15 protein-coding genes are annotated in these 21468 nt (G+C 51.5%); 10 read left to right on the forward strand and 5 right to left on the reverse strand.

The features are described 5' to 3' along the window. Window positions 1–166 precede the first annotated feature (166 nt). Window positions 167–2464 carry an ATP-binding protein gene (locus ACFMKP_RS13040; protein ID WP_382292419.1) on the forward strand — a complete coding sequence of 766 codons (2298 nt, stop codon included), beginning with the start codon at window positions 167–169 and terminating at the stop codon, window positions 2462–2464. Here the strand turns inward: ACFMKP_RS13040 and ACFMKP_RS13045 are convergent. Together ACFMKP_RS13045 and ACFMKP_RS13050 are read right to left on the reverse strand one after the other, a co-directional pair. Then, window positions 2461–6903, reverse strand: coding sequence for a GAF domain-containing protein (locus tag ACFMKP_RS13045; protein WP_382292420.1), 4443 nt, complete (start codon window positions 6901–6903; stop codon window positions 2461–2463). The genes ACFMKP_RS13040 and ACFMKP_RS13045 overlap by 4 nt on opposite strands. Window positions 6904–7031: 128 nt before the next feature. Further along, complete coding sequence (locus ACFMKP_RS13050) at window positions 7032–7715, reverse strand: class II aldolase/adducin family protein (RefSeq protein WP_382292421.1); 684 nt, start codon at window positions 7713–7715, stop codon at window positions 7032–7034. A gap of 194 nt (window positions 7716–7909) precedes the next feature. On the opposite strand from ACFMKP_RS13050, the gene ACFMKP_RS13055 reads away from it, so the two are divergent. The 6 genes from ACFMKP_RS13055 to coaBC all read left to right on the forward strand — a co-directional run bounded on the left by ACFMKP_RS13055 (window position 7910) and on the right by coaBC (window position 14528). Next, window positions 7910–8473, forward strand: a complete 564-nt coding sequence (locus tag ACFMKP_RS13055; RefSeq protein WP_382292422.1) for a hypothetical protein — start codon at window positions 7910–7912, stop codon at window positions 8471–8473. Between the two features lie 5 nt (window positions 8474–8478). Then, entirely contained in the window at window positions 8479–9174 is a 696-nt protein-coding gene (locus ACFMKP_RS13060) for an STAS domain-containing protein (protein ID WP_382292423.1), read from the forward strand. Between the two features lie 177 nt (window positions 9175–9351). Next, entirely contained in the window at window positions 9352–10803 is a 1452-nt protein-coding gene (locus tag ACFMKP_RS13065) for an FAD-binding protein (protein ID WP_382292424.1), read from the forward strand. 523 nt (window positions 10804–11326) lie between these two features. Then, entirely contained in the window at window positions 11327–11488 is a 162-nt protein-coding gene (locus tag ACFMKP_RS13070; RefSeq protein ID WP_160319538.1) for a hypothetical protein, read from the forward strand. A gap of 12 nt (window positions 11489–11500) precedes the next feature. Continuing rightward, window positions 11501–13252 (forward strand): M61 family metallopeptidase, encoded by a 1752-nt coding sequence (locus ACFMKP_RS13075; RefSeq protein ID WP_382292425.1) that lies wholly within the window; start codon window positions 11501–11503, stop codon window positions 13250–13252. Window positions 13253–13325: 73 nt separating this feature from the next. Then, a complete protein-coding gene (coaBC, locus tag ACFMKP_RS13080) occupies window positions 13326–14528 on the forward strand; it encodes a bifunctional phosphopantothenoylcysteine decarboxylase/phosphopantothenate--cysteine ligase CoaBC (protein ID WP_382292426.1) in 1203 nt (400 codons plus the stop codon). A 92-nt stretch (window positions 14529–14620) separates the two neighbouring features. Here coaBC and ACFMKP_RS13085 read toward each other — a convergent pair whose 3' ends face one another. Both ACFMKP_RS13085 and ACFMKP_RS13090 read right to left on the reverse strand, forming a co-directional pair. Next, window positions 14621–16333 (reverse strand): proline--tRNA ligase, encoded by a 1713-nt coding sequence (locus tag ACFMKP_RS13085; protein WP_382292427.1) that lies wholly within the window; start codon window positions 16331–16333, stop codon window positions 14621–14623. 119 nt (window positions 16334–16452) lie between these two features. Beyond that, window positions 16453–17943 carry a DUF4153 domain-containing protein gene (locus ACFMKP_RS13090; protein ID WP_382292428.1) on the reverse strand — a complete coding sequence of 497 codons (1491 nt, stop codon included), beginning with the start codon at window positions 17941–17943 and terminating at the stop codon, window positions 16453–16455. Window positions 17944–18199: 256 nt separating this feature from the next. Here ACFMKP_RS13090 and ACFMKP_RS13095 point away from each other — a divergent pair, with 256 nt between their 5' ends. Beyond that, a complete protein-coding gene (locus ACFMKP_RS13095) occupies window positions 18200–18622 on the forward strand; it encodes a GNAT family N-acetyltransferase (protein ID WP_382292429.1) in 423 nt (140 codons plus the stop codon). Between the two features lie 46 nt (window positions 18623–18668). Here ACFMKP_RS13095 and ACFMKP_RS13100 read toward each other — a convergent pair whose 3' ends face one another. Then, complete coding sequence (locus tag ACFMKP_RS13100; protein WP_382292430.1) at window positions 18669–19748, reverse strand: s-methyl-5-thioribose-1-phosphate isomerase; 1080 nt, start codon at window positions 19746–19748, stop codon at window positions 18669–18671. Window positions 19749–19859: 111 nt separating this feature from the next. Here ACFMKP_RS13100 and ACFMKP_RS13105 point away from each other — a divergent pair, with 111 nt between their 5' ends. Both ACFMKP_RS13105 and ACFMKP_RS13110 read left to right on the forward strand, forming a co-directional pair. Continuing rightward, the gene (locus ACFMKP_RS13105) at window positions 19860–20468 is read left to right on the forward strand and encodes a YdcF family protein (RefSeq protein ID WP_382292431.1); all 609 of its coding nucleotides are present in this window, start codon (window positions 19860–19862) and stop codon (window positions 20466–20468) included. Window positions 20469–20547: 79 nt separating this feature from the next. Next, on the forward strand, window positions 20548–21438 hold the full coding sequence (locus tag ACFMKP_RS13110) for a hypothetical protein (protein ID WP_382292432.1): 891 nt from the start codon (window positions 20548–20550) through the stop codon (window positions 21436–21438). Window positions 21439–21468 lie beyond the last annotated feature (30 nt).

Consider the following 21468-nt stretch of genomic DNA (forward strand, 5'->3'; position numbering starts at 1 on the left):
AGCAGGCTAACGCATTTTAATGAAGATTAGAAAATCCTAAATTGGTCAAAATCACCCCTAAACGTTAAACCAAAGGCGTGATTTAAACGATCATCATGCAACTGTAATGTACGTTCTATCGGGTTTGGCTCTATAATGAGCTAGCGACTTTAGACAAGGTATTTTTATGGCGCACGCAAGCAAGCCAAAACCAACCATTGCATGGAGCTTGATCATCGGGCTGCTGCTTGGTCCAGCCTTATTGATTATCCTGCGCCTATTTCCTGCGCTCGATCTACGGGTACAATCGCCAGCTGGCCATTTTTGGATTGTCACGATTGCCCTGCTAATCGGTTTAGTCATGATTGGCTTGATGATTCGGGCCGCCTTGGTGCGTCGCGATGGCCGGGCATTAATGCTTGGCCTAGGCTTTTTGGCCATGTCGCTGATGTTTTTGGTGCATGCGATCGCCACGCCTGGCGTGATGTTTAGCAATACATCGGTCGCAACCCAATGGTCAACGCCCTTGGCGCTCTTCGTGGCCTCGATTATTTTTGCCTTGAGCATGAGCCAACGCCTTGCAGAAGGCCTAATTCGCTCGTGGCAACGCTGGATGCTGCTTGGCTTTGGGCTGTGGATCGCGTATGCGCTCTTGATGATGGCCTATATTCCGAGCACCATCATTGCCACTGCGCCCGCGCCAACCAGCCAGCCAACTCAGCTTAGCGCCAATCCAGAGCCTGTGCCAGTTACCACGCCCCAACCAATCACCGTCGCTAGCCCCCATTCGTTGCATAACGAAATGCGTAGCCTTGCGCCAAACGTTTTTCCGTTTATCGTTTGGCTTACCGTGGCCTTGTTTGGCTGGACAGCTTGGTTTTATGGCAAGCAATGGCGAGCCAACCCAACCTTGCCCTTAGCAACGTTTATCATTGCGGCAATTCTCTTGGCCGAAACTGCCTTGGCTGCCTTATATGGCGAGCTGTGGCAATTATCGTTTTGGAGCTATCACGTGCTGCTGCTAGCAGCAATTGGCACCATTACCTATGGCGTGATTCGCGGCGTGGAGCGCACTGGCTCGTTGACCAGCGCCGTCGAGGGCCTATTGCTCAAAAGCACGCTCCAACGCCAACAAGCAGGCTTTCAGAACGCCATGAGCCAATTGCTGAACGCCTTTGAAGCAGGCGACCGCAGCACCAGCCCAAGTTTGCGTCGCGAACTCAGCCAACAATTTGCCTTGGCCGAAGATCAACTCGACCTTTTGCAGCAGGCAGTCGGCTTGGTAGCCCAAGATCGCGAGCAAAGCCGCCGCTTGCAAGCCTTGGTCGATATTAGTTATACTGTGACGCTCGAATTAGAAGCCGATGCCTTGATCAGCCGCGTGGTTGCCAGTTTGGCCAGTATGCTGCAACCAGCCTTGGCCGCAGTTGGCTTGCTTGATGCAGAGCATTTGCAGATTCAAGCCCAACATTATTTGATCAAAGGCGAGCCATCGCACCAAGCCTTGAGCCTGCCGCTCAGCGCCTTCCCGATGGAATGGCTGACCGTTACCGATTTACCCTATATCAGCGCGCTTACCGGCCCACTCAAGCCCTTAGCAGTCAATCAACAACAAGCCTACTTGATTCCATTACAACACCGCACCCAGTTGATTGGAATTTTGTTCTTGCAACTCAATGCTGATCAACAGATTGATGCTCGTAGCGAAGGCGTGTTGCAATCGGTCGCGGCGCACCTTGCCAACGGCATTATCAATAGCCGTTTATATAGCGCCTTGCAAACCGAGCACCAACAATTGCAACGCAGCGAGCAATTGCGCGAACAAATGAATCAGATGGTTGTCCACGATCTCAAAAATCCGCTGACGGTAATCATCAATTATCTTGATTTGTTGCGTCGCCAAAACTTACCTGAGAGCCAACGCGAGTTGGTCGAGGGGGCACGCCGCTCGTCGCGCACGTTGGTGGGCTTGGTTTCCGATTTATTGGATACAGCGCGCTTGCAAGAAGGCCACATGAGCATCAACCGCGAACATGTGCCAATCGCCCCGCTCTTGAATAATGTGGCCAACGAGTTGCGTTCGTGGGCTGAACAAGAAGCCAAAGTTATTTCAATTCAGGCCGAGCCAGAGCTTTACGCCACAATCGATGGCGATTTGATGCGGCGGGTGTTGAGCAATCTGCTTTCAAACGCAATCAAACATACGCCAATGCAGACTGAAATTAAATTAATTGCCTATCAAACAGCTGGAACCATTAATTTCCAAGTGATTGATAATGGGCCTGGCATTCCTGAGGCCTTGCAAGACTCGCTGTTTGATCGTTTTACGACGCTAAGCGAGCAGCAATATGCTCGCCAACGTAGCACCGGCTTAGGCTTGTATTTCTGCAAATTGGCGGTCGAAGCTCACGAGGGGACAATTGGAGTGGTCAGTAATTCAGAATCAGGCACGACGTTTACAATCACCATGCCCGACCATAATTAAGCGCCAGCAACTTTAAGCGCCACCAGCGTAATATCGTCGTGTTGGGGATGATCGCCGATAAATTGGTTGATTTCGTTAATCACCAAATCAACCCATTCAGCGCTGGTTAGGCTATGCTCGTGTTGGCGCAACAAGGCCTCGAAGCGCTCAAAGCCCCACATATCACCTGTGTTATTCTTCGATTCAACCACGCCATCGGTATAGAACAACACCATATCGTTTGGCTCAAGCTGATAGCTGGCGGTTTCGTAGGGCGTGTTGGCCAGAATGCCGAGGGGAAAGTGCGGGCCGGGCGCGGTTGCATAGACCAAATCACCATTCGCGCGCCGAATAATCGGATCAAGCTGGCCTGCATTCGCCAACGCCAACTTTTTATCGCCTATATCAAAGGTCGCATAGGCCAAGGCCACAAAGGTATGGCGAGGAATATCCATCGTGACCCAGCGATTGGTTTCTTGCATGACGATTTGCGGCGTTTCGTGATCCCACGCTTCCGAGCGCACAATCGAACGCGCCACCGCCATCAACATCGCGCCTGGAATGCTCTTGCCCGAAGCATCGCCGACCATCAAGGCCCAACGGCCATCGCGCAACTCGGTCACCTCATAGAAATCGCCGCCAGTTTCGCGGGCTGGCAAACAGACGGCTGCCAACTCCACACCGTGGGCCACCGGCAAGCTCCGCGGAAACAAGTTGCTCTGAATTTGGCGCGCAATCTCTAATTCTTGCTCAACCCGCGTCACCGATTCTTGATACAAGCGCGCATGCTCAAGCGCAGTTGCTGCTTGGTTAGCAAAGGTCATGGCTAATTCGGTATCGCCTTGGGTAAAAGCATTGGGCTGCAACGAATTAATATTCAGCACGCCCAACACAACCCCTTTGCTAATCAAGGGCACGCCAATCCACGAGCGCACGACGCTGGGCATCGGCGAGCGCGTCCATTGCGGATCGCTAACCGTATCGGGAACCACCAACGGCTTACCGCTCAACATCACCCGGCCAGCACCACTGGTCAGATCAAGCGGGAAGGTCAGTTCGCGCCATTCAACCGCCAATTGCTCATCTTGGGCTTGGCGCGCAACAATCCGTAGCAAATTATTCGATGGCAACATCACCGAAGTCGAATCGAAGGTAATAACTTTGCGTAATTCACGCAAAATCAAATCGAGCACTTCATCGGGATTGAACGTGGTGTTGAGCACGCGGGCAATTTCGCGCATGGTTTCGGCGGTGCGGTGGGCAGTTTGTTCAGCAGCATACAAACGGGCGTTGCGCACACTCAAGGCCAGCTGGCGGCCAACATTAAACAGAAATTGCTCGTCGCTTGGCCCAAAGGCCGCTGGTCGCGTTGCCCGCACTGCTAGCACGCCCAAAGGCTGGGCCGAAGCAATCAGCGGCACGCTTAGCCACGAGTGCATAAAACCAGAATTAGTTGGAATCGGCGGCTCAACCAAATCGGGATGCAAGGCCCAATCGCGATAAATATCGTTCATGCGCAGCGGCTTAACATGCAGATACGTCCAGCGCGTTAGCGAGCCATCGGGCAAAGGATGACCGATCACTGCGGTTTGAACTTCGTGGCCTTCTTCGAGCACCACCGCCGTTTCAACCCGATCGGCGCTGCCAATCACCACTTGGAAGGCATCGGCATTGAGGAAACTGCGCAACACCAAATCCAACGAACGCAGCATTTCATACAAATCGAGGGTCGAGGTGACCAATTGCGTGATTCGTTGTTGGGCATCAAGCTCAGCCAATTGGCGCTCGCGTTGAGCAAACGAACGCGCATTTTGAATTGCCAAGCCCAATTGATGGGCCACTTGCAACATAAATTGCTCGTCGCTCTCGCTAAAATGGCTAGCGGTCAGCGATTGGGTGGTGATTGCACCCAAGACCTCGCCACGATGGTTAATCAATGGCGTGCCAAGCCACGACAAGGCCACCTCATTGTTTACCTGTACCGTTTTCAATTCAGGGTAGAGTTGCGGAATATCGGTAACAGTATTGTTGAAGCGTAGCGCTTTGGCATTGCGCAAAATCCAGGCGGTTGGCGTGTTTGGCGGGAGCGATGTACCAACCATCGAGCCATAATCAAGCAACTCACCACGCTCAACCACACACAAATCTTCAATTACATAGGTTTTAGGATTATTTAATAAGATATAAAAGCCATCGATGTTGAGAAACGAAGTCAATAATGGGTTCAGCCCACGGAACATCTCGTGAATATCCATGGTGCGGTTGAGCAATTCACCAACCAATTTAAGTGTATTCAGCTCGTTTAATTGGCGTTCGCGTTGGGCAAACAGGCGGGCATTTTGAATTGCCAAGGTCAGCTGTTGGCCAAGCTGCGCCATAAATTGCTCATCGCGGGTGCTAAACACATTGGCCTGAAAACTCTGGATCGCAATCAAGCCAATCACATTCGTGGTTTGGTCGTTGAGCGGCACGCCGAGCCACGCCTTGGTGCGCTCGGAGGAAATTCGCACATTATTATCTTCAGGCGTAACAGCGGTTGAGGTTTCCTGCGAAATATCGCCAAAGCGCAGCGGCTTGCGGGTATGCAACACTTCCCAGGTTGGCGTGTGCTCTGGCGGAATCAGCCCAATCATCCAACGAAAATCGCCCTCGCCCTCACGATTCAAGGCATAGACCGCCTCGACCATGTGAGTTTTTGGCTGATTCAGCATCACAAAAAAGCCATCGATATGCAAAAACTCAGTTAATACTGCATCGATCGCCCGCAGCATTGCCTCAATTTCCAGCGTCGAGCCAAGCAAACTGCTGATTCGTTGCAAGGCGTTGAGTTCGGCCAATTGGCGTTCGCGCTGCTGATAGAGCTGCACATTCAGCACATGCAAACTGACTTGGCTGGCTACCGATTGCAGAAAAAAGCGGTCGCGGTCGCTGAAAGCATAGGGTTGATAATTTTGAATTGCAATCACGCCCAAAGGCCGACGATTGGCATCGAGCATTGGCACGCCCAGCCAGCTTTCCGACGGCGAGCCTTTGATCGTGCGCCGAATAATCGTCGGATAATGGCGAATATCCCGCGAAACATGGCGCAAAAACAATGGTTCGCATTTGCTCAGCACCCAATCGGTAAACGAGCCTTTACGCGGCATCGCCTCTTCGCTCAGATAGGTCGCTTCGTTATCGTCCTCAATCGCAATGCTATCAGTCAATAATTGGCGTTCGGGATCATAAATCGCCATATAAAACACATCGACTGGCAAAAACGAGCGAATCGCATCATTTAATTGATGCAGCAAGGTCGAGAGATTGAGCGCGCGTACCGTGGCGGCGCTAATTGCGCTCAGCGCCTCTAATTCGGCAATTTGGCGGCGTTGCTGCGCCAGAATATTGCCATGCTCCAAGGCCAAAGCCAATTGATTGCTGACCACTTGCAGCAACTCAACTTCTTCAGTTTTAAAATCCCGTTGCTCAGTTTGGCCAACCAAAAGCACGCCAATCACGGTTTCATGGCGGCGCAATGGGATGGCGAGCGTCGTCGCAAGATGATTGAGTTGCGCCATTTGCCAATATTTAGATTGGCTCTGATGATCGACAATTGCGTTATTGCTGCTAATTGCAATTCCGAAAATCGAATCCAGCGCCACAAACGATTCGGGCAAGCTGCCATTGGGCAAACCACGCTGCACAATTGGCTGTAATTCGTTGGCGTTGAGCGAACAGACCACGCCAGCATCGAGATGCATTAATTCCAGCATAAAATCGAGCGCCAACCCAAACATCTCAGTTAATGGCAGTTGCTGGGTTAGCATCGCCGCAATATCGCTAATCACGAATAAATCGGCGTTACGCAGCTCAATTTGGCGCTCTAACGAGCCAGTTAATTCAGCTTGGCGATGCGAAAGCAGGGCATTTTCCAGCGCCACCGCCATTGAGTTAGCAATCCTCGTCAGCAGATCAAGATCAGCTTCGTCGAATGCACCAACCGTATAGCTTTGCAGCGAAATCACGCCCAGCGCCGAGGTACCAATCACCAAGGGCACGCCCATCCAGCCGCGCGATAGCTTATCGCTGCCAAATTGCAACAGTCGGGGCAGGCCAATCGATTCGCGCTCAATCGTCAGATCGCGAAACAACAACGGCTGGCGTTGGCGAATCAAATAGCCAGTCAGCGGGCCAATCGGGTCGTGTTCGCTAAACTCAATCACCCCTTCATCAACCAACATGGCGATGCGATAAGCGCTATCGTCATATTGGTCGGAAAGGGCGATAAAACAGGCATCAAATTGCCAAACTGTCTGCAATTCTTGGTAGATAGTACGCAACAACTCGAACGAATCCTGTTGCCCACGGCAAGCAAGCCCAATACGATAGAGCGCATCGAGAGCACGTTGAGTTTGATGGCGTTCAGCCTCAAGGGCTTCCACCCGACTTTTGAGCGTGGGTTTACGAGTACGTTGGGTCATAAGCAGAACCGCAGCAGTTTTACCAGCGCAAACATAGCATAAAATAGCATGCAGATCAACCAACTCCAAGAGCAAACATAGTACCAACAGCCTAATCTGCTTGGGGGCACGTGGGCTAGCCCAAGCGGTTAAGCTTCAGGCAACAGCGGCTCAGCCTTGGGGTTACCGCCGCGAGCACGCCGCACTGCCAAGAGATCGGCCACATGTTCAGCAGCTAAGGGTTGCAAGCGACCCATACTGAGGGCAGTGGAGATAATCGTGGCCGCTTGTTCGACTTGCTCCGTCCGATGGAAGGCTTTAGTTAAGCTGCTAGCAACGGTCAGCGAGCCATGATGATCCAACACCAACGCATCGTGATCGCGAATAAAAGGCTTGATCGCCTCGCCCAAGGCTGCCGTGCCAGTTCGGGCATAGGGCACAGTTGGAATCTTGCCCAAGGTCAGAATAATATCTTCTAACAATGGTTGGGTCAGTTCGATGCCAGCAATACTACAGGCAATCGTACGTGGTGGATGCGCGTGGACACAGGCGCGCACATCGGGGCGTTCAGCATACACCGCCAAATGCATCAACAATTCGCTTGAGGGTAAGGGGGTCTGTGGGTCAAGCGGGACACCTTGGCGATCGACGATAATTAAATCGGCTGGTTGGAGCAAGCCCTTGCAATACCCCGTTGGGGTGGTTAAAATCCGTTGTTCATCGAGCAAAACCGAATAATTACCACTATATGAAGGAGTCCAGCCGCGTTCGTAGAGCCAGCGGCCAATTTGCACCATTTCGTCGCGATAGTGCTGTTCTTGATCAAAATTCATCCGAAAAATCCCCTCAAAGGTGGATCAAAGCCTGCTATATCACCTGATATGGCAGCTCAATCCTCACCCGTACTAGCCAAAAAATAGGAAAACATAACTAATAAAAGCCAAAAATTCAGTTCAGGAACTATTGCAAGAACGCGTATAATGGCACTGTTCAGGCTTTGACCTCCATTGCAACTGAAAGGCACCCTATGTATCGTTTTGAACGACATGCACCATTTGACCTGACTGCCTATGCTGACCCTGGTCAAGATCGGAGTGGCCCGCCATTAACGCAAGGTGGTATTTTCTTATTAATTTCGACGATTGCCTCCGAACATTGTACACCGGAGATGCTTGATGTCTTGGACGAGATTGATCCGGATAAATGGTATCATGGGCAACTCCTAGAAACCATGCTCAATAACTTCGAAGATCAAGATCAAGCCTTGGTGATCGATGTTGGCAAGAATATCTATTATTCGATGGAAGCCCAATTTCGCGCGGTTGGCATCGAAAAGCCCGAAGACGTGATCACAACCATTCCGATGATTTGGCTCTACGCAACTCGTGGCAATGGTGGCGAATGGCGCAGCCGAATAACTGGCGACAAAACCGCAATTGTCGAAATGGAACAACCGTATAATTGTATGTTTGAACAAGGGGCCATGAAAGGCGCATTAGAATGCTTCGATGCCCGTGATGTTCAGATTGACCATTCGAAATGTATCCGCAATGGCGCTGCCTTCTGCGAGTTACATCTTTCTTGGAAATAACTTCTATGGACCAACCAGAGCGCCCAGAGCAACCGACAACTCCTGCATCGACCAACCAACCGCGGCTTTCGCGTGAAGATCGGGCGCTGATTCGCACGATTGGGAGTACCTTACGCAAAGTTATTCAAGGCGAGGCCGCTGAACACCTCAACATTGATCGGCTTGACGAACTCGGCATCTTGGCCAATATGGTCAATCGGGTCAGCAAAGAACTAGCCATTTCACGCGAACAAGATCAAAAGCACTTGGCTGAGCTTGAGGCTCGGCTCGAAGAATTGAAGGCGGCCCGCGAAACCGAGGAGCGGCTGCTCTATACAATCGATGAAATTTCAACCCCGATTCTGAATATTTTTAGCAACGTGGTGTTGATGCCCTTAATCGGGGCCATCGATAGCAACCGTGCTCAACGCATGATCTCGCTCTTGTTGGAGCACGTCGTGCGCACCCGATCAACGGTCGTCATTTTAGATATTACGGCAGTTTCATTAATTGATACTCAAGTCGCGAATGTGCTGATTCGAGCAGCGCAATCGTGTAATTTGCTGGGAGCAGGCGTTATTTTATGTGGTATGACCCCTGATGTTGCCCAAGTGGTTGTTAGCCTTGGGATTGATCTTTCTATTTTTCAAACCTCCAGCGATTTACAAGAAGCACTCTCGACAGCCATGCGTACCCTTAAGTACCGTATACAGCCTATGTAAAGCATAGACTATTGGCCTATTGAGCCTAGTACTATTCTCATAATAGAATATTCGCAGTCAGGACAGATGCAAAAGCTGACGCGCAGATTCACACTCCACACCTCATTCCAGCACTTCGTCATAGCTATTAGGTGGTGAATTTGCGGTCAGTTTTTTTTACCGAAAACGAGGGACGTTATGACGCAACTTAGCCGCCGTACATTCTTGAAAAGTCTCGTTGCAGGTGCTGTGGTAGTCGGTTTTGATCGGGCTACCAGTTCGTGGGTCACTTCAGCTCACGCCGCCGAGCAACTCGCGCCAAATTTCCCAACGTTCGATGGTGTGCTCTACACCGATACTGCAACTCGTGCCGAAGCTGCCGAAGATTATGGTCACATCATTCACCGCACGCCAAATGCGGTGTTAAAACCTGGCTCAACCAATGATATTGTGCGGTTGGTACGCTTCGCCAAAAATAACAACATCAAAATCTCAGGCCGTGGTCAAGGGCACTCAACCTATGGTCAACCCCAAATTCAAGGTGGGGTTGTGATTGATATGAGTACCTTAGATACGGTGCATGAAATTGGCCGCGATTATGTCATTGCCGACGCAGGCCTGAAATGGCACCAACTGCTTGATGCGACCTTGGCTCAAGGCCTGACCCCACCAGTCATGACCGACTATATCGAGCTATCAATTGGCGGCACGTTGAGCGTCGGTGGGATTGGCGGGGCCAGTCATCAACATGGCGTGCAAATTGACAACGTGCTTGAATTGACCGTTGTCACTGGCGAAGGCAATTTAGAAACTTGTTCAAAAAACCGCAACAAAGATTTATTCGAATCGGTGCTTGGTGGCTTGGGCCAATTTGCCATTATCGTGCGCGCCAAGCTCAAATTGGTTCGCGCCGAAACCAGCGCGCGCGTCTTCAACCTGTTCTACGATGACATCGAAACCTTCACCGACGATCAAATTCGTTTGATTCGCGATGGTCGCTTTGAATATGTCGAAGGCCAAGTTGTGGCCAAAGCTGGCGGCGGCTGGAACTTTATGCTCGAAGCAGTCAGTTTCTATTCAGCCAATAAGTTGCCCAACAACAATCGTTTACTGCGCAACTTGAACTATACCCAAGGCACGGAAGTTATCAGCGATACCAGCTACTTCGATTTCTTGAATCGCTTGGCTCCAACCGAGGCCTTCTTGCGCCAAATCGGTGCTTGGTTCTTGCCACACCCATGGCTTGATCTCTTCATCAAGAGCCGTCATGTCAACAACTTTGTTGGCAATATCTTGGAAACCTTGACCCTCGAAGATACTGGTCAAGGCCCAATCTTGCTCTATCCCGTAAAAACCAAACATTTCACCAAGCCATTCTTCCGCGTTCCCGATGGCGAAATTGTCTTCTTGTTTGATATTTTGCGCACCGCGCCAAACATCCCTGAAGTGATCAACGCGATGTTGGCCGACAACCGCGAGATGTTTGAAACCAACCGCGATCTCGGTGGCAACCGCTACGCAATTGGCGCAATCGAGTTCAGCCAAAACGATTGGAAACAACATTTTGGCGAAGTTTGGAACGACTTCCGCCGCGCCAAGAACCGCTATGATCCATGCAATATCCTTGGTGGTGGCCAAGGCATCTTCTAAGCAGCGAATTCAATTGATCCAACGCCTATCGAGCATATCGATAGGCGTTTTTGTTTGTTGCGGGCTATGGGCTTTTGGCTTTTGGATTTTGGATTTTGGATTGTCAATCAGGATCATTCCCTCACCCCCAGCCCCTCTCCCACTGAACGCGGGCGAGGGGAGCAGCGGTTTTTACCGACGCAGTGCGCAAGAACCACGGGATTAAAGCCCCTCGCCCGCCACGTGGCGGGCGAGGGGTTGGGGTGAGGGGATCATGCCGTGGTTAACGAAATGAACCAGTACATCTCTGTTCTCTAGTTCTTACGCTTCATCCTTCATCCTTGATTCCAATAGCCTAGAGCCTCCAGCCCATAGCCACATATCCCTCATCCTTCGTCCTTGGTCCTTCATCCCTCATCCTTCGTCCTTGGTCCTTCATCCCTCATCCTTCATCCCTCATCCTTCATCCTTTCGCCTCACCCCTTTGTTGAATAAGTTTTTTAAGCTACACTGATAGCAACTCACTTTTAGAGGAGTGCTGCTCATGCGTCGTGAGGCTTTATTACTTGCACGGATCACATGGTTTGCAGGAGTTTTGGGCTTGGTGATTGCGATTATCACCAAACACGACACCATGCTCACCACCGCTGGTCTCTTGATTGCCGGAAGCACGGTTGGCTATGCCGTTGCTGCTGATAAAGATTAAAGGAGTCTGCCTGTGTCTGTTGTCCTTGATTACACCCTCGCAATTCCTCAACCTGAACGCCATATCATCAACGTCACATTGCGGATTGAGGGTTTAACGGGTTCTGAAACGTCATTGCAATTGCCAGCATGGACACCAGGCTCGTATCTACTCCGTGAATATGCTCGCCATTTGCGCTTTGTTGAGGCACAGGCCGATGGCCAAGCCCTACCAATTAGCAAAACTGATCGCTTAACCTGGCAGATACAAACCAATGGAGCCAGCGCCATCACCGTAACCTACCAAGTTTATGGCTATGAACTAACCGTGCGCACCAATCACATCGATGCAACCCACGCCCACATCGTGCCCGCCGCCACCTTGCTCTATTTGCCTGATTATCAGGATTGCAGCTATCGTGTGCAGCTGGAATTGCCTAGCCATTGGGAAATTGCCACCGGCTTGCCGCAATTGGCCGATGGCCGCTACGCCACCAACGATCTTGATGAATTGATGGATTGCCCATTTGAAGTCGGCGAATTGCGGCGCTATCGCTTTGAGGTGGCCGAAAAAGCTCACGAGGTGGTGGTTTGGGGCCATGGCAACGAGGATATTGAGCAAGTTTTGGCCGATACCAAGCAAATTGTCGAAACTGAACACGCCTTTTGGGGCGAGTTGCCATACGATTATTATTTGTTTATTGTGCTGCTTGCTGGAGCTAATAGCTTCGGCGGCCTAGAGCATCGCAATTCAACCTCGCTGATTGTGCCACGCCATATTTTCAAGCCTAGCAAAACCTATGAACGTGCTCAAGGCCTGATTGCCCATGAATTTTTCCATACGTGGAATGTTAAGCGTTTGCGGGCTGCGCCACTCGGCCCCTTCGATTACACCCGTGAAAATTACACCCGCTTGTTATGGGTCATGGAAGGTGTCACCGAGTACTATACCGATTTGATGTTGGTGCGGGCTGGCTTGATGAAACCACAGCGCTACCTTGAGCGCTTAGCCGACGATATTGCAACCTTGCAAGCCACACCGGGCCGCTTGGTGCATAGCCTCAGCAGTTCATCATTCGACGCATGGATCAAATACTATCGGCCAGATGAAACGACACCCAATAGCACGGTTTCATATTATCTCAAGGGCGCGTTGGCAGCGCTGGTGCTCGATATGCAATTGCGCGAGCGCAGCAACGGTCAGCAATCGCTCGATGATTTAATTCGCTATCTGTATCAAAAATATCCCATCACAGGCCCGGGCATTCCCGAAGCCGATGGTATGCAGCAAGCACTGCAAGCGCTGACTGGCAGCGATTGGAGTGCTTACTTCGCCAATTATATCGATGGATTAAGCGAATTGCCCTATGCAGAAGCCTTCGCCACGGTTGGCATCCAAACCCAATGGAGCTACAAGGATCGCGATGCGCAAGGCAATCCACGGCCCCAACTTGGCATTCGCAGCAAGGCCGTCGATGGTCGAGTGCAAATTACTCATGTGCTCGATGGCGGCGACGCAGATCGGGCTGGTTTGGCGGCAGGCGATGAATTGATTGCGCTTGATGGCTGGCGCATCGACGACGATAGCTTGAACAAACGGCTGGCCGATTATCCGATTGGCGCAACCGTGCAACTCAGTTTCTTCCGCCGCGATGAATTATTGCACTTGCCCGTGAGCTTGAGCAAACCACAGCCCGATCACCTGAGCTTGAGTTTGGTCAGCCAACCAAGCGCAAGCCAACGCCAACAAGCAGCCTCGTGGCTCGGTACTCCTTTGTTCAAATAAGTTTGGCAGATCTTATGGCCATTGTTGCTGTTTAATCGCAGCGCAGTGGCCATTGTTAATTGAGGTATTTGCTATGTCATTGGTTGATCGGCGGATCGTGCTGGGCGTAACTGGCGGGATTGCGGCCTACAAAGTAGTGCAATTGGCGCGTAATCTGAGCTTGGCCGGAGCCTTGGTCGATGTCGTGATGACCGAAGAAGCGACCAAGTTTGTTACGCCCTTGACCTTTGGCGCATTGACCCATCGCCCAGTGTATACCGATATGTGGCAGCTTTCCGAGGGAAGCGATATTGGCCATGTGACGATTGGCGATCGCGCCGATCTCATCATCATTGCCCCAGCCACCGCCAACACGCTTGCTCGCCTCGCCATGGGCATAAGCGATGATATGTTGACTACCACGGTTTTGGCCTCACGTGCGCCGATTTTGCTTGCTCCCGCCATGAATGTCAATATGTGGGCCAATGCCGCTACCCAAGCCAATGTCGCCACCTTGCAAAGCCGTGGCCTACAGATTATCGCGCCAACTGCTGGACGTATGGCCGAGCCAATGGTTGGGGTCGGCAGGCTCGCCGAAATCGACCAGATTGAGGCTGAAATTCGCTTAGCACTTGGTAAAAAATTTGGCGCGTTGGCTGGCAAACGCTTGGTCATTAGCGCTGGCGGAACCCACGAGGCGATCGATCCAGTGCGTTTTATTGGTAATCGCTCATCGGGTGCAATGGGCTTTGGTTTGGCCGCCGCCGCTCGTGATGCTGGCGCAGATGTGCGCTTGATTATCGGCGCAGCCAGCGCCACCCCGCCGCTTGGCACGCAGCACATCTATGCCGAAAGCGCCGCCGCCATGCAAGCTGCAATCGAGCACGAAATTGATCAAGGCTGCGATATGTTAATTATGGCCGCCGCCGTGGCCGATTATCGCCCAGTCAGCGTGGCCGATAATAAAATTAAAAAAACAGAGCAAGGCGATCAATCGCTCACGCTGCAATTAACCCATACCACCGACATTCTGGCCAGCCTCAAAGCGCGTACAGGCTTCGTAAAAATTGGTTTCGCCGCTGAAACCCATGATCTCGAGCAGTATGCCCAAGCCAAGCTGACCCGCAAAGGACTTGATGCAATTGTCGCCAATGATGCGCGCACCGCGCTCGGTGCAAGCGATAACGCCGTCACTGTGTTTAGCCGCGATGGCCAGCGCTGGGATTTTGCGCGCCAAGCCAAAACCGAGTTGGCCCAGCAGTTGATTGCTTTATTTAGTGGTTTTTTGAGAAGATAAGGGTTAGGAGTTATGATCCAAGAAGGACACAAAGAGCACAAAGTAGCGCTAAATAGTGCTTAGTGCTCTTCGTGCTCTTCGTGGATCAAAAATTAACTGAGGCTGGCAAACATTGCTTGGCGCACGCCCAAAACGTGGCTCAGCAGATCGGCCAAAGCAACCATGGTGGTTTCGCCAGTGCTACGAATTTTGACCTCTGCTTGGCCATTTTTCAGGCCACGCGAGCCAATGATGACCTGAATTGGATTGCCAATAAGATCAGCATCGCCAAACTTGTTGCCAGCATTCACATCGCGATCATCCAACAATACCGTCACGCCTTGGGCTTGCAAATCAGTATAGAGCTGATCGGCGACACTCTTGGTTTCGGCGTTGCTTTGATAATCGGTGCCAACCACATGCACTTGATATGGCGCAACGGTGATTGGCAGCATCATGCCGCGGGCATCGTTAAATTTCTCGATCAACGAGGCCAAAATCCGTTGCACGCCGATGCCGTAGCAGCCCATAATTGCTGGCTGCATTTCGCCCTTTTCGTTGGCAAACATACATTTCATTGCTGCTGAATATTTGGTACCAAGCTTGAAGATATTGCCAACTTCAATCGCCCGAGCAATCGTCAATGGCGCACCACAGCGGCTACATGGCTGGCCTTCGAGCACATCGGTTAAATCGACGACCTCGCCAGTAAAATCGCGCTCCCAATTCAAATTGAGATCGTAGTGGCCAGCTTTGCCAGCAGCCCCAACCAAGTTGCGTTCAGTCGTCAAGGCGCTATCAACCAAGATCCGCACCTTGTCGCTGGCCTTCAGGCTGCGTGGTGCAACGCTGGCAAAGCCACTCAAGCCATAGTTGGCAAGTTCGGCTTCGCTGACGTTTTGCAATTCGGCTCCAACCGCATTTTGCAATTTGATATGGTTAATTTCGCGGCCTGCTGGCGCGTAGGTCACAACCAACACCCCGTCGGCGGTTTTATAGAGCTTAATTTGCATGACGCGGCTTGGCGCAACCCCGAAGTGGCCAGCCAAATCTTTGGTGCTAGCTTCGCCTTGGCTCAATGCTTCGAGCGCAGCGGTTGAAGTTGGATTGGCTCCCACAGCCACTTCGCGATTGGCCGAATAGCCACAGCTTGGACACAAGATCAGCGTATCTTCGCCAGCTGGGGTAACTGCCATAAACTCGTGGGCAATCTTGCCGCCCATCATGCCAGGGTCAGATTGCACAATTTCGACTGGCAAGCCACAGCGCTGGTAAATGCGCTTGTAGGCGTTCAACACTTGCTCATAATATTGGTCGAGATCTTCGATTGTGGCGTGGAAGGAATAGGCATCCTTCATCGTAAACTCGCGCAAGCGAATAATCCCGCCACGTGGCCGCGCTTCGTCGCGATATTTGGTCTGAATCTGATAGACCATCACCGGCATTTGGCGATACGATTTGATGTAGCGGCGCATGATGTCGGTGACCACTTCTTCATGGGTCATGTTCAACACCATATCTTTGTTGTTGCGATCTTTGAAGCGCAGCAATTCTTCGGTTACGCCGTCGTAGCGGCCAGTTTCACGCCACAGATCGGCGCTGGTGACGACGGGCATCAACAACTCTTGGCCATCAATTGCATCCATCTCTTCGCGAATAATTTGAGAAATTTTTTGGGTCGAACGCACACACAAGGGCAGCAACGAGTAGATGCCTGCTGATTGTTGCTTGACGTAGCCAGCCCGCACCAACAGCGAGTGACTAATTAATTCGGCATCATTTGGTGCTTCTTTGGTGGTACTCGTTGCCAGTTTCGACATTCGCATACGAATTAGTTCTCCATTTTGGTGCTGCTGGCAACAATTGCCAGAGTGCGCTGATTGCATGGTGCTTCGCGGTTGAGCGAAGCGAGGGCAATTGTACCACTTACCACCAGCACCCACGATCACATTGAGCGATCAATTGGACAACTAATTTGGGTCAAGTTCTGCGCATGTTGGCGCACAAGCTCCCGCGCTTTGTTGCGGCTCAAATTGGTGCTGCGCCAATCAGCATCAGTTTCGTCAGGATTATTCCAGTAGCCTAAAAGTTGGGTCGCAATTTGGCAGCTTTGCTCAGCAGGCAAGCTTGGCAACACATCGATAATGGCGGGCACTGCATCAGCATCATCAGCCAAACTGCCCACATAATAACCATCAAAGCTATCAACGCCGCGATGGCTAGCGTTATAGCGCACAATGTAATTGCTTGGATTCAGCATAAGCAAGCCAATCAGCACAAGCATCGCCGCAACCAACGCGCCATTCGCAAAATATTGGCCGCGCTGACGCAATACAGTTGCCACAAACCACAGCGCCACCAGCACAATCCAAATCATCAGCGCCGTCGCCTGGATGCGCGATTCGGTCAAGCCATAAGCATCGATGTACAAGAGCATGCGCGAAACTGCTGAAGCCAAGACAATCCCAACTTGCACCAACAGCACCAGCGCCAAAACCCGAAACAGCGGTTGCGCTTCAGCTCGTTGTTCGATCAGCCAACTGCCAAGCAGCAGGGTTGGCAAGACCAACAATGCCACCGTTACCAGCTCGAAAAAGCCGCGCCGCGCATAATCGGCATAGGTAATGCCCTCGGCAATTTGCTGCTCGCCACCAAACAGATAGCGAATTTGAATGATTACAAACAAGCCAAACAGCGCATTCAGCAAGCCCAAAATAATCCCAACTTCAACCTTGCCAAGATTGAACAAACTTGGCCGTTCGCTAAACGAAATTTCAGGTTTTGGCGAGGCAAATAAAATCCAGCCACAGCCAAGAATCGCCCACGTGGCAAAAAGCACCATAAACACATGCTCAAACAGCCAATCCAAATTCCAATTAAACAAATCGGCAAAGATATTTTCAAATACTGCGTCAGCAGAGGCAAACAAGCCGCCAAAAATACACAATAACGGCAAGGCCAAGCCCAAGCCAATCAAAATTGGCCGCAATTTGGAACTGGTAACCTTCCCACTCCGCAACGGAATATTCAGCGCTGCGCCAAAGCTGCCAAACGCTGCCCCCAAACCAGCCACAACCCCTGAAACAATCCAACCGCGAATTGAGTCCAATCGCCAATGAGCGCGATAGGGCTGGGTAAAAATCAACATCCACGCCAACACCCAGCACAAGCCCAGCCAAACCAATAGTGCTTCATTATCGCGGACGAAAAAGCCCAAACTAGCCAGATTGGCGATGCCCAGCCAAAGCCAGGTTTCTTTGGCCAAAGGCTGATCCTGTTTGAATCCAAGGCCAATAATCGCCACGCTGGAGAGCAACGTCCAGAGGCCGAAATTAATTCCCCACGCTTGATGAAACAAGCCTATCAGATCGGCAATTAATCCTAAACCAAACGCAACTGGGAGCAAAGCCAGCACAAGTCGTTGTTGGCGTGACATACAGTTTCCTCGCAATGAATCGAACCCGTGTGTTTGGATTGTAGTTGCCTGGGCTAGCACCCAAGTGCCAGATTATGTGCACTCAAGTGCAATGCAATGTTCCCTTACCCGCAGAACGCGTTTTCATCACGGAGTGCAGCAGAATCACGGCATGAAAGCCCCTCGCTCGTTCGACGGGAGCGGGGTTGGGGTGAGGGAATTAGTGGCGCAAAAACCTGCGATAATAGGCCCAATTGTGCTGTTGTGGAGCAAACCTATGCAGATCAAACAAATTGAAAATGCCGCCGAGATTACCAGCACCTTTGCCGTGATGCAGCAGTTACGCCCTGCCTTAGTTGAAGCAGAGTATGTTGCCCGCATTCAACGCATGCAACAACATGGCTATCGCTTGGCAGCTGTGGTGGTTGATGGCGAAGTTCAAGCCTTGGCAGGCTATCGTTTTATGGAGATGTTGTACGCTGGAATGTTGTTATATGTCGATGACCTGATCACATCAGCTAACCAACGCTCAAGTGGTCATGGCAAGGCGCTGTTGGATTGGCTTAAAGCTGAGGCCAAAGCCCAAGGTTGCAACGAACTGCATCTTGATAGTGGCGTGCAACGCGAGCAAGCGCATAAATTTTATTTTCGTGAAGGCTTAACAATCAATGCCTATCACTTTCGGATTGGCCTTGATTAACCAAAAAGCCCAGTGCGGAGCGCAAAACTCGGCACTGGGCTAATTTCTATCCCAACAATGGAATAACGTCTAACGGTGCATCGCTACTATCATCCAAATAGCGTTGAATCATCGCTGGGCGATAAATTCCGCGATCAGTCACGATGCTGCTGATCAATTCTGGCGGGGTTACATCGAAGGCAGGATAATAGCCACGCACACCTGCTGGAGCGATGCGCTGGCCATTCATCATCAGCACTTCATCACCATTACGCTCCTCAATTGGAATCTCAGCGCCGGTTGGCGTGTTGATATCGGGACCATCGTAGCCCAGCACATAAAACGGCACGCCATGGCGTTTGGCAAGCACAGCATTGGTATAGGTGCCAACTTTATTGGCAATCGAACCATCAAGCGCAATCCGATCAGCAGCAGTGATATAGACGCTAATCATATCGCGGCTAAAGCAAAAGCCCGACATATTATCGTTAATTACGGTCACTTGCGAGCCAATTTCCAAAGCTTGCGAGGCGGTTAAGCGAATGCCTTGGCCATACGGGCGAGTTTCAGTTGGCATCACCGCCACTTGTTTGCCATGTTTCACCACAGCCGTGTAGAGCATCCAATTGAATGCAGCGCCAGGATAGCACACCGTCAAAATAGTATCGCCATCGGTCAGCAACTCAGCAGCGCGCACACCACAGCGCTCCGCCGAACGGTCGCCACGCTGAATTTCGCCAGCAACATAGCGATAAACCGCGTCATTTGGGGCTTGGTTTTGATTCAGTGCCTGCAAGGCCAAGCGTTCTGCTTCTGCCAAAATGGTGTGCAAATCGTCGGCCGTTGGGCGGGTGCGGCGCAAACGCTCCAGCGCTTCACCTAAAACCGCTTGTTGCTCAGCCAACGAATAGTCACTAGCGCGATCGAGGGCCAAGGCCAAACCATAGCCAGCAGCGTAGGCCAAGGGCGGGCCACCCTGAATCACCATTGTTTCAATTGCTTGCGCTACGGCTTCAAGATCGGCGCAATCAACCCAAACAGTTTCGGCAGGATACAAACGGCGATTTAATATGGAAACAATGCCTTTTTCGCGATCGTAGCGCAAGGTATCGCCACGGCGGGTCAGTAAAGGTAAACGTCCAGTCATCGGCAACCTCATATTTCGTTGATGCTAAAATTGTAGCAGAGATTGCACGCCAACTCGCGTGAGCGTGGTAGTATAGGGCCAAAATCAGCAACCCTAGGGCAAAGGATCGCAATGCAATCACCAGCAAAACAATGGCTCCGCCGCAGCCTTCGTGGGCTATTCGCCAGTATCTGTTTGGCAACTGTGCTATTTATCAGCACTGGCTATATTGTGGCGCGCCAAGCTGACCGAGCAGAATTGCGCCCAGTTGATGCCTTGTTGGTGCTCGGCGCAGCCCAGTGGGATGGCGAGCCGTCGCCAGTGTTCGAAGCCCGTTTGAGCGAAGCAATTCGGCTGTATCGCTTGGGCTATGCCCGCCGGATTATCGTTTCTGGCGGCACTGGCCTCAACGACACCCGCTCGGAGGCCTCCGTGGCCTATGATTTTTTGATTGAGCAATCGATCGATCCAACCTTGATCATCAGCGTGGCCCAAGGCAGCGACACCCGCACCACATTGTTGGCAGTGCGCGACGAAATGCAGCGCCAGCAGATCGATAGCTTGTTGATTGTGACCGATCCGCCACACCTGTTGCGCGCACTCAAAATGGCTCACGACTATGGTATTACCAGCTTTGGCGCGCCCGTCAAGGCCAATACCCCAACTACGAATTGGGCTAGTATCAAAGCTACCAGCCGCGAAACCTTGGCCTACTTAGCCTATGTACTCTTAGACCAATAAGATCGTGACTTTTGGCATACCAAAATGTGAGCATCTGTGCGTCAAAGTCATCGTATGTGCTTTCAGAGGAGGCCACGCGATGATGACAGTACACTCTTTGCCCACTGCCATTCAAGCTGTTTACCATAGCTTGATCGACCACCCCCGTTGGCACACCTTCGGCAAACAAACCTGCGGTTCATGGCGCGATCTGTTATTGATCGAGTCGGTTGTTCGCTATCCCCGCCAAACCTTGCATGGTTATGTCAATTATCTGCATTATTATACCCCGTTGATTGTTGCCAGCGTGCTTGAAAAGGCTTTGCAGCAAGGTTGGCTGGTGCTTGATCAGGGCAAATACGAGCCTGGGCCGCGCTATCCTAGCTATCTGCTTGAACGCGCCGATTTAATCCAAGAATTATTGAATCTTTGGCCAACCGCCGCTGCTCAAGCTGTCGCCGAATATGGCGAGCGTTTATGCGCTACGATTCCTGCTCAAGCCTGTCTTGACCATTTACTATACGCCTATGGCCCACGCCCCAGCGCCCACAAAGCAGCAACCTTTGAAGAACGGGCGTTGTTGGTTTGCACGGCGCTGAGCAACTATCGCGCCGATGCCAAAGCCTTGGCATGGCATGCCTGTGGCATTAGCCCAGCCCAAGGCATCATTTTGCGCACGATTATCAAACAGCATAGCCCGATTTCGCGCTGCAATTTGTTGATCGCAGTCGATCCCTATTTGGGCATCTGCGCCGAAAGCGCCATCGAAGCGCTATTAGCCCAACAATGGATCACCCGTGATGATCGGGGCTTACGCCTGACCGCAACTGGTTGGGGCTATTGGCATGCTGGCCGCAGCGCCTTGCGCCAACGCATCGCCCAACTCTATGGCGTGCTGAATTATCAAGAAACTCAAGAGTTTATTATGGGCGCACAAACTCTAGTTAACACAACCAAATATGTCTTTGCTCAACATTTAGCACTGGCTTGATCTACATTTAACCAAAACCGTGGTACAATG

The organism is Herpetosiphon sp. NSE202, from assembly GCF_042688385.1.
GTDB lineage: Bacteria > Chloroflexota > Chloroflexia > Chloroflexales > Herpetosiphonaceae > Herpetosiphon.

Coding starts and splice junctions, on each gene's coding strand:
- ACFMKP_RS13040 (WP_382292419.1), top strand. CDS start 167: ATGGCGCACGCAAGCAAGCCAAAACCAACCATTGCATGGAGCTTGATC.
- ACFMKP_RS13045 (WP_382292420.1), bottom strand. CDS start 6,903: ATGACCCAACGTACTCGTAAACCCACGCTCAAAAGTCGGGTGGAAGCC.
- ACFMKP_RS13050 (WP_382292421.1), bottom strand. CDS start 7,715: ATGAATTTTGATCAAGAACAGCACTATCGCGACGAAATGGTGCAAATT.
- ACFMKP_RS13055 (WP_382292422.1), top strand. CDS start 7,910: ATGTATCGTTTTGAACGACATGCACCATTTGACCTGACTGCCTATGCT.
- ACFMKP_RS13060 (WP_382292423.1), top strand. CDS start 8,479: ATGGACCAACCAGAGCGCCCAGAGCAACCGACAACTCCTGCATCGACC.
- ACFMKP_RS13065 (WP_382292424.1), top strand. CDS start 9,352: ATGACGCAACTTAGCCGCCGTACATTCTTGAAAAGTCTCGTTGCAGGT.
- ACFMKP_RS13070 (WP_160319538.1), top strand. CDS start 11,327: ATGCGTCGTGAGGCTTTATTACTTGCACGGATCACATGGTTTGCAGGA.
- coaBC (WP_382292426.1), top strand. CDS start 13,326: ATGTCATTGGTTGATCGGCGGATCGTGCTGGGCGTAACTGGCGGGATT.
- ACFMKP_RS13085 (WP_382292427.1), bottom strand. CDS start 16,333: ATGCGAATGTCGAAACTGGCAACGAGTACCACCAAAGAAGCACCAAAT.
- ACFMKP_RS13090 (WP_382292428.1), bottom strand. CDS start 17,943: ATGTCACGCCAACAACGACTTGTGCTGGCTTTGCTCCCAGTTGCGTTT.
- ACFMKP_RS13095 (WP_382292429.1), top strand. CDS start 18,200: ATGCAGATCAAACAAATTGAAAATGCCGCCGAGATTACCAGCACCTTT.
- ACFMKP_RS13100 (WP_382292430.1), bottom strand. CDS start 19,748: ATGACTGGACGTTTACCTTTACTGACCCGCCGTGGCGATACCTTGCGC.
- ACFMKP_RS13105 (WP_382292431.1), top strand. CDS start 19,860: ATGCAATCACCAGCAAAACAATGGCTCCGCCGCAGCCTTCGTGGGCTA.
- ACFMKP_RS13110 (WP_382292432.1), top strand. CDS start 20,548: ATGATGACAGTACACTCTTTGCCCACTGCCATTCAAGCTGTTTACCAT.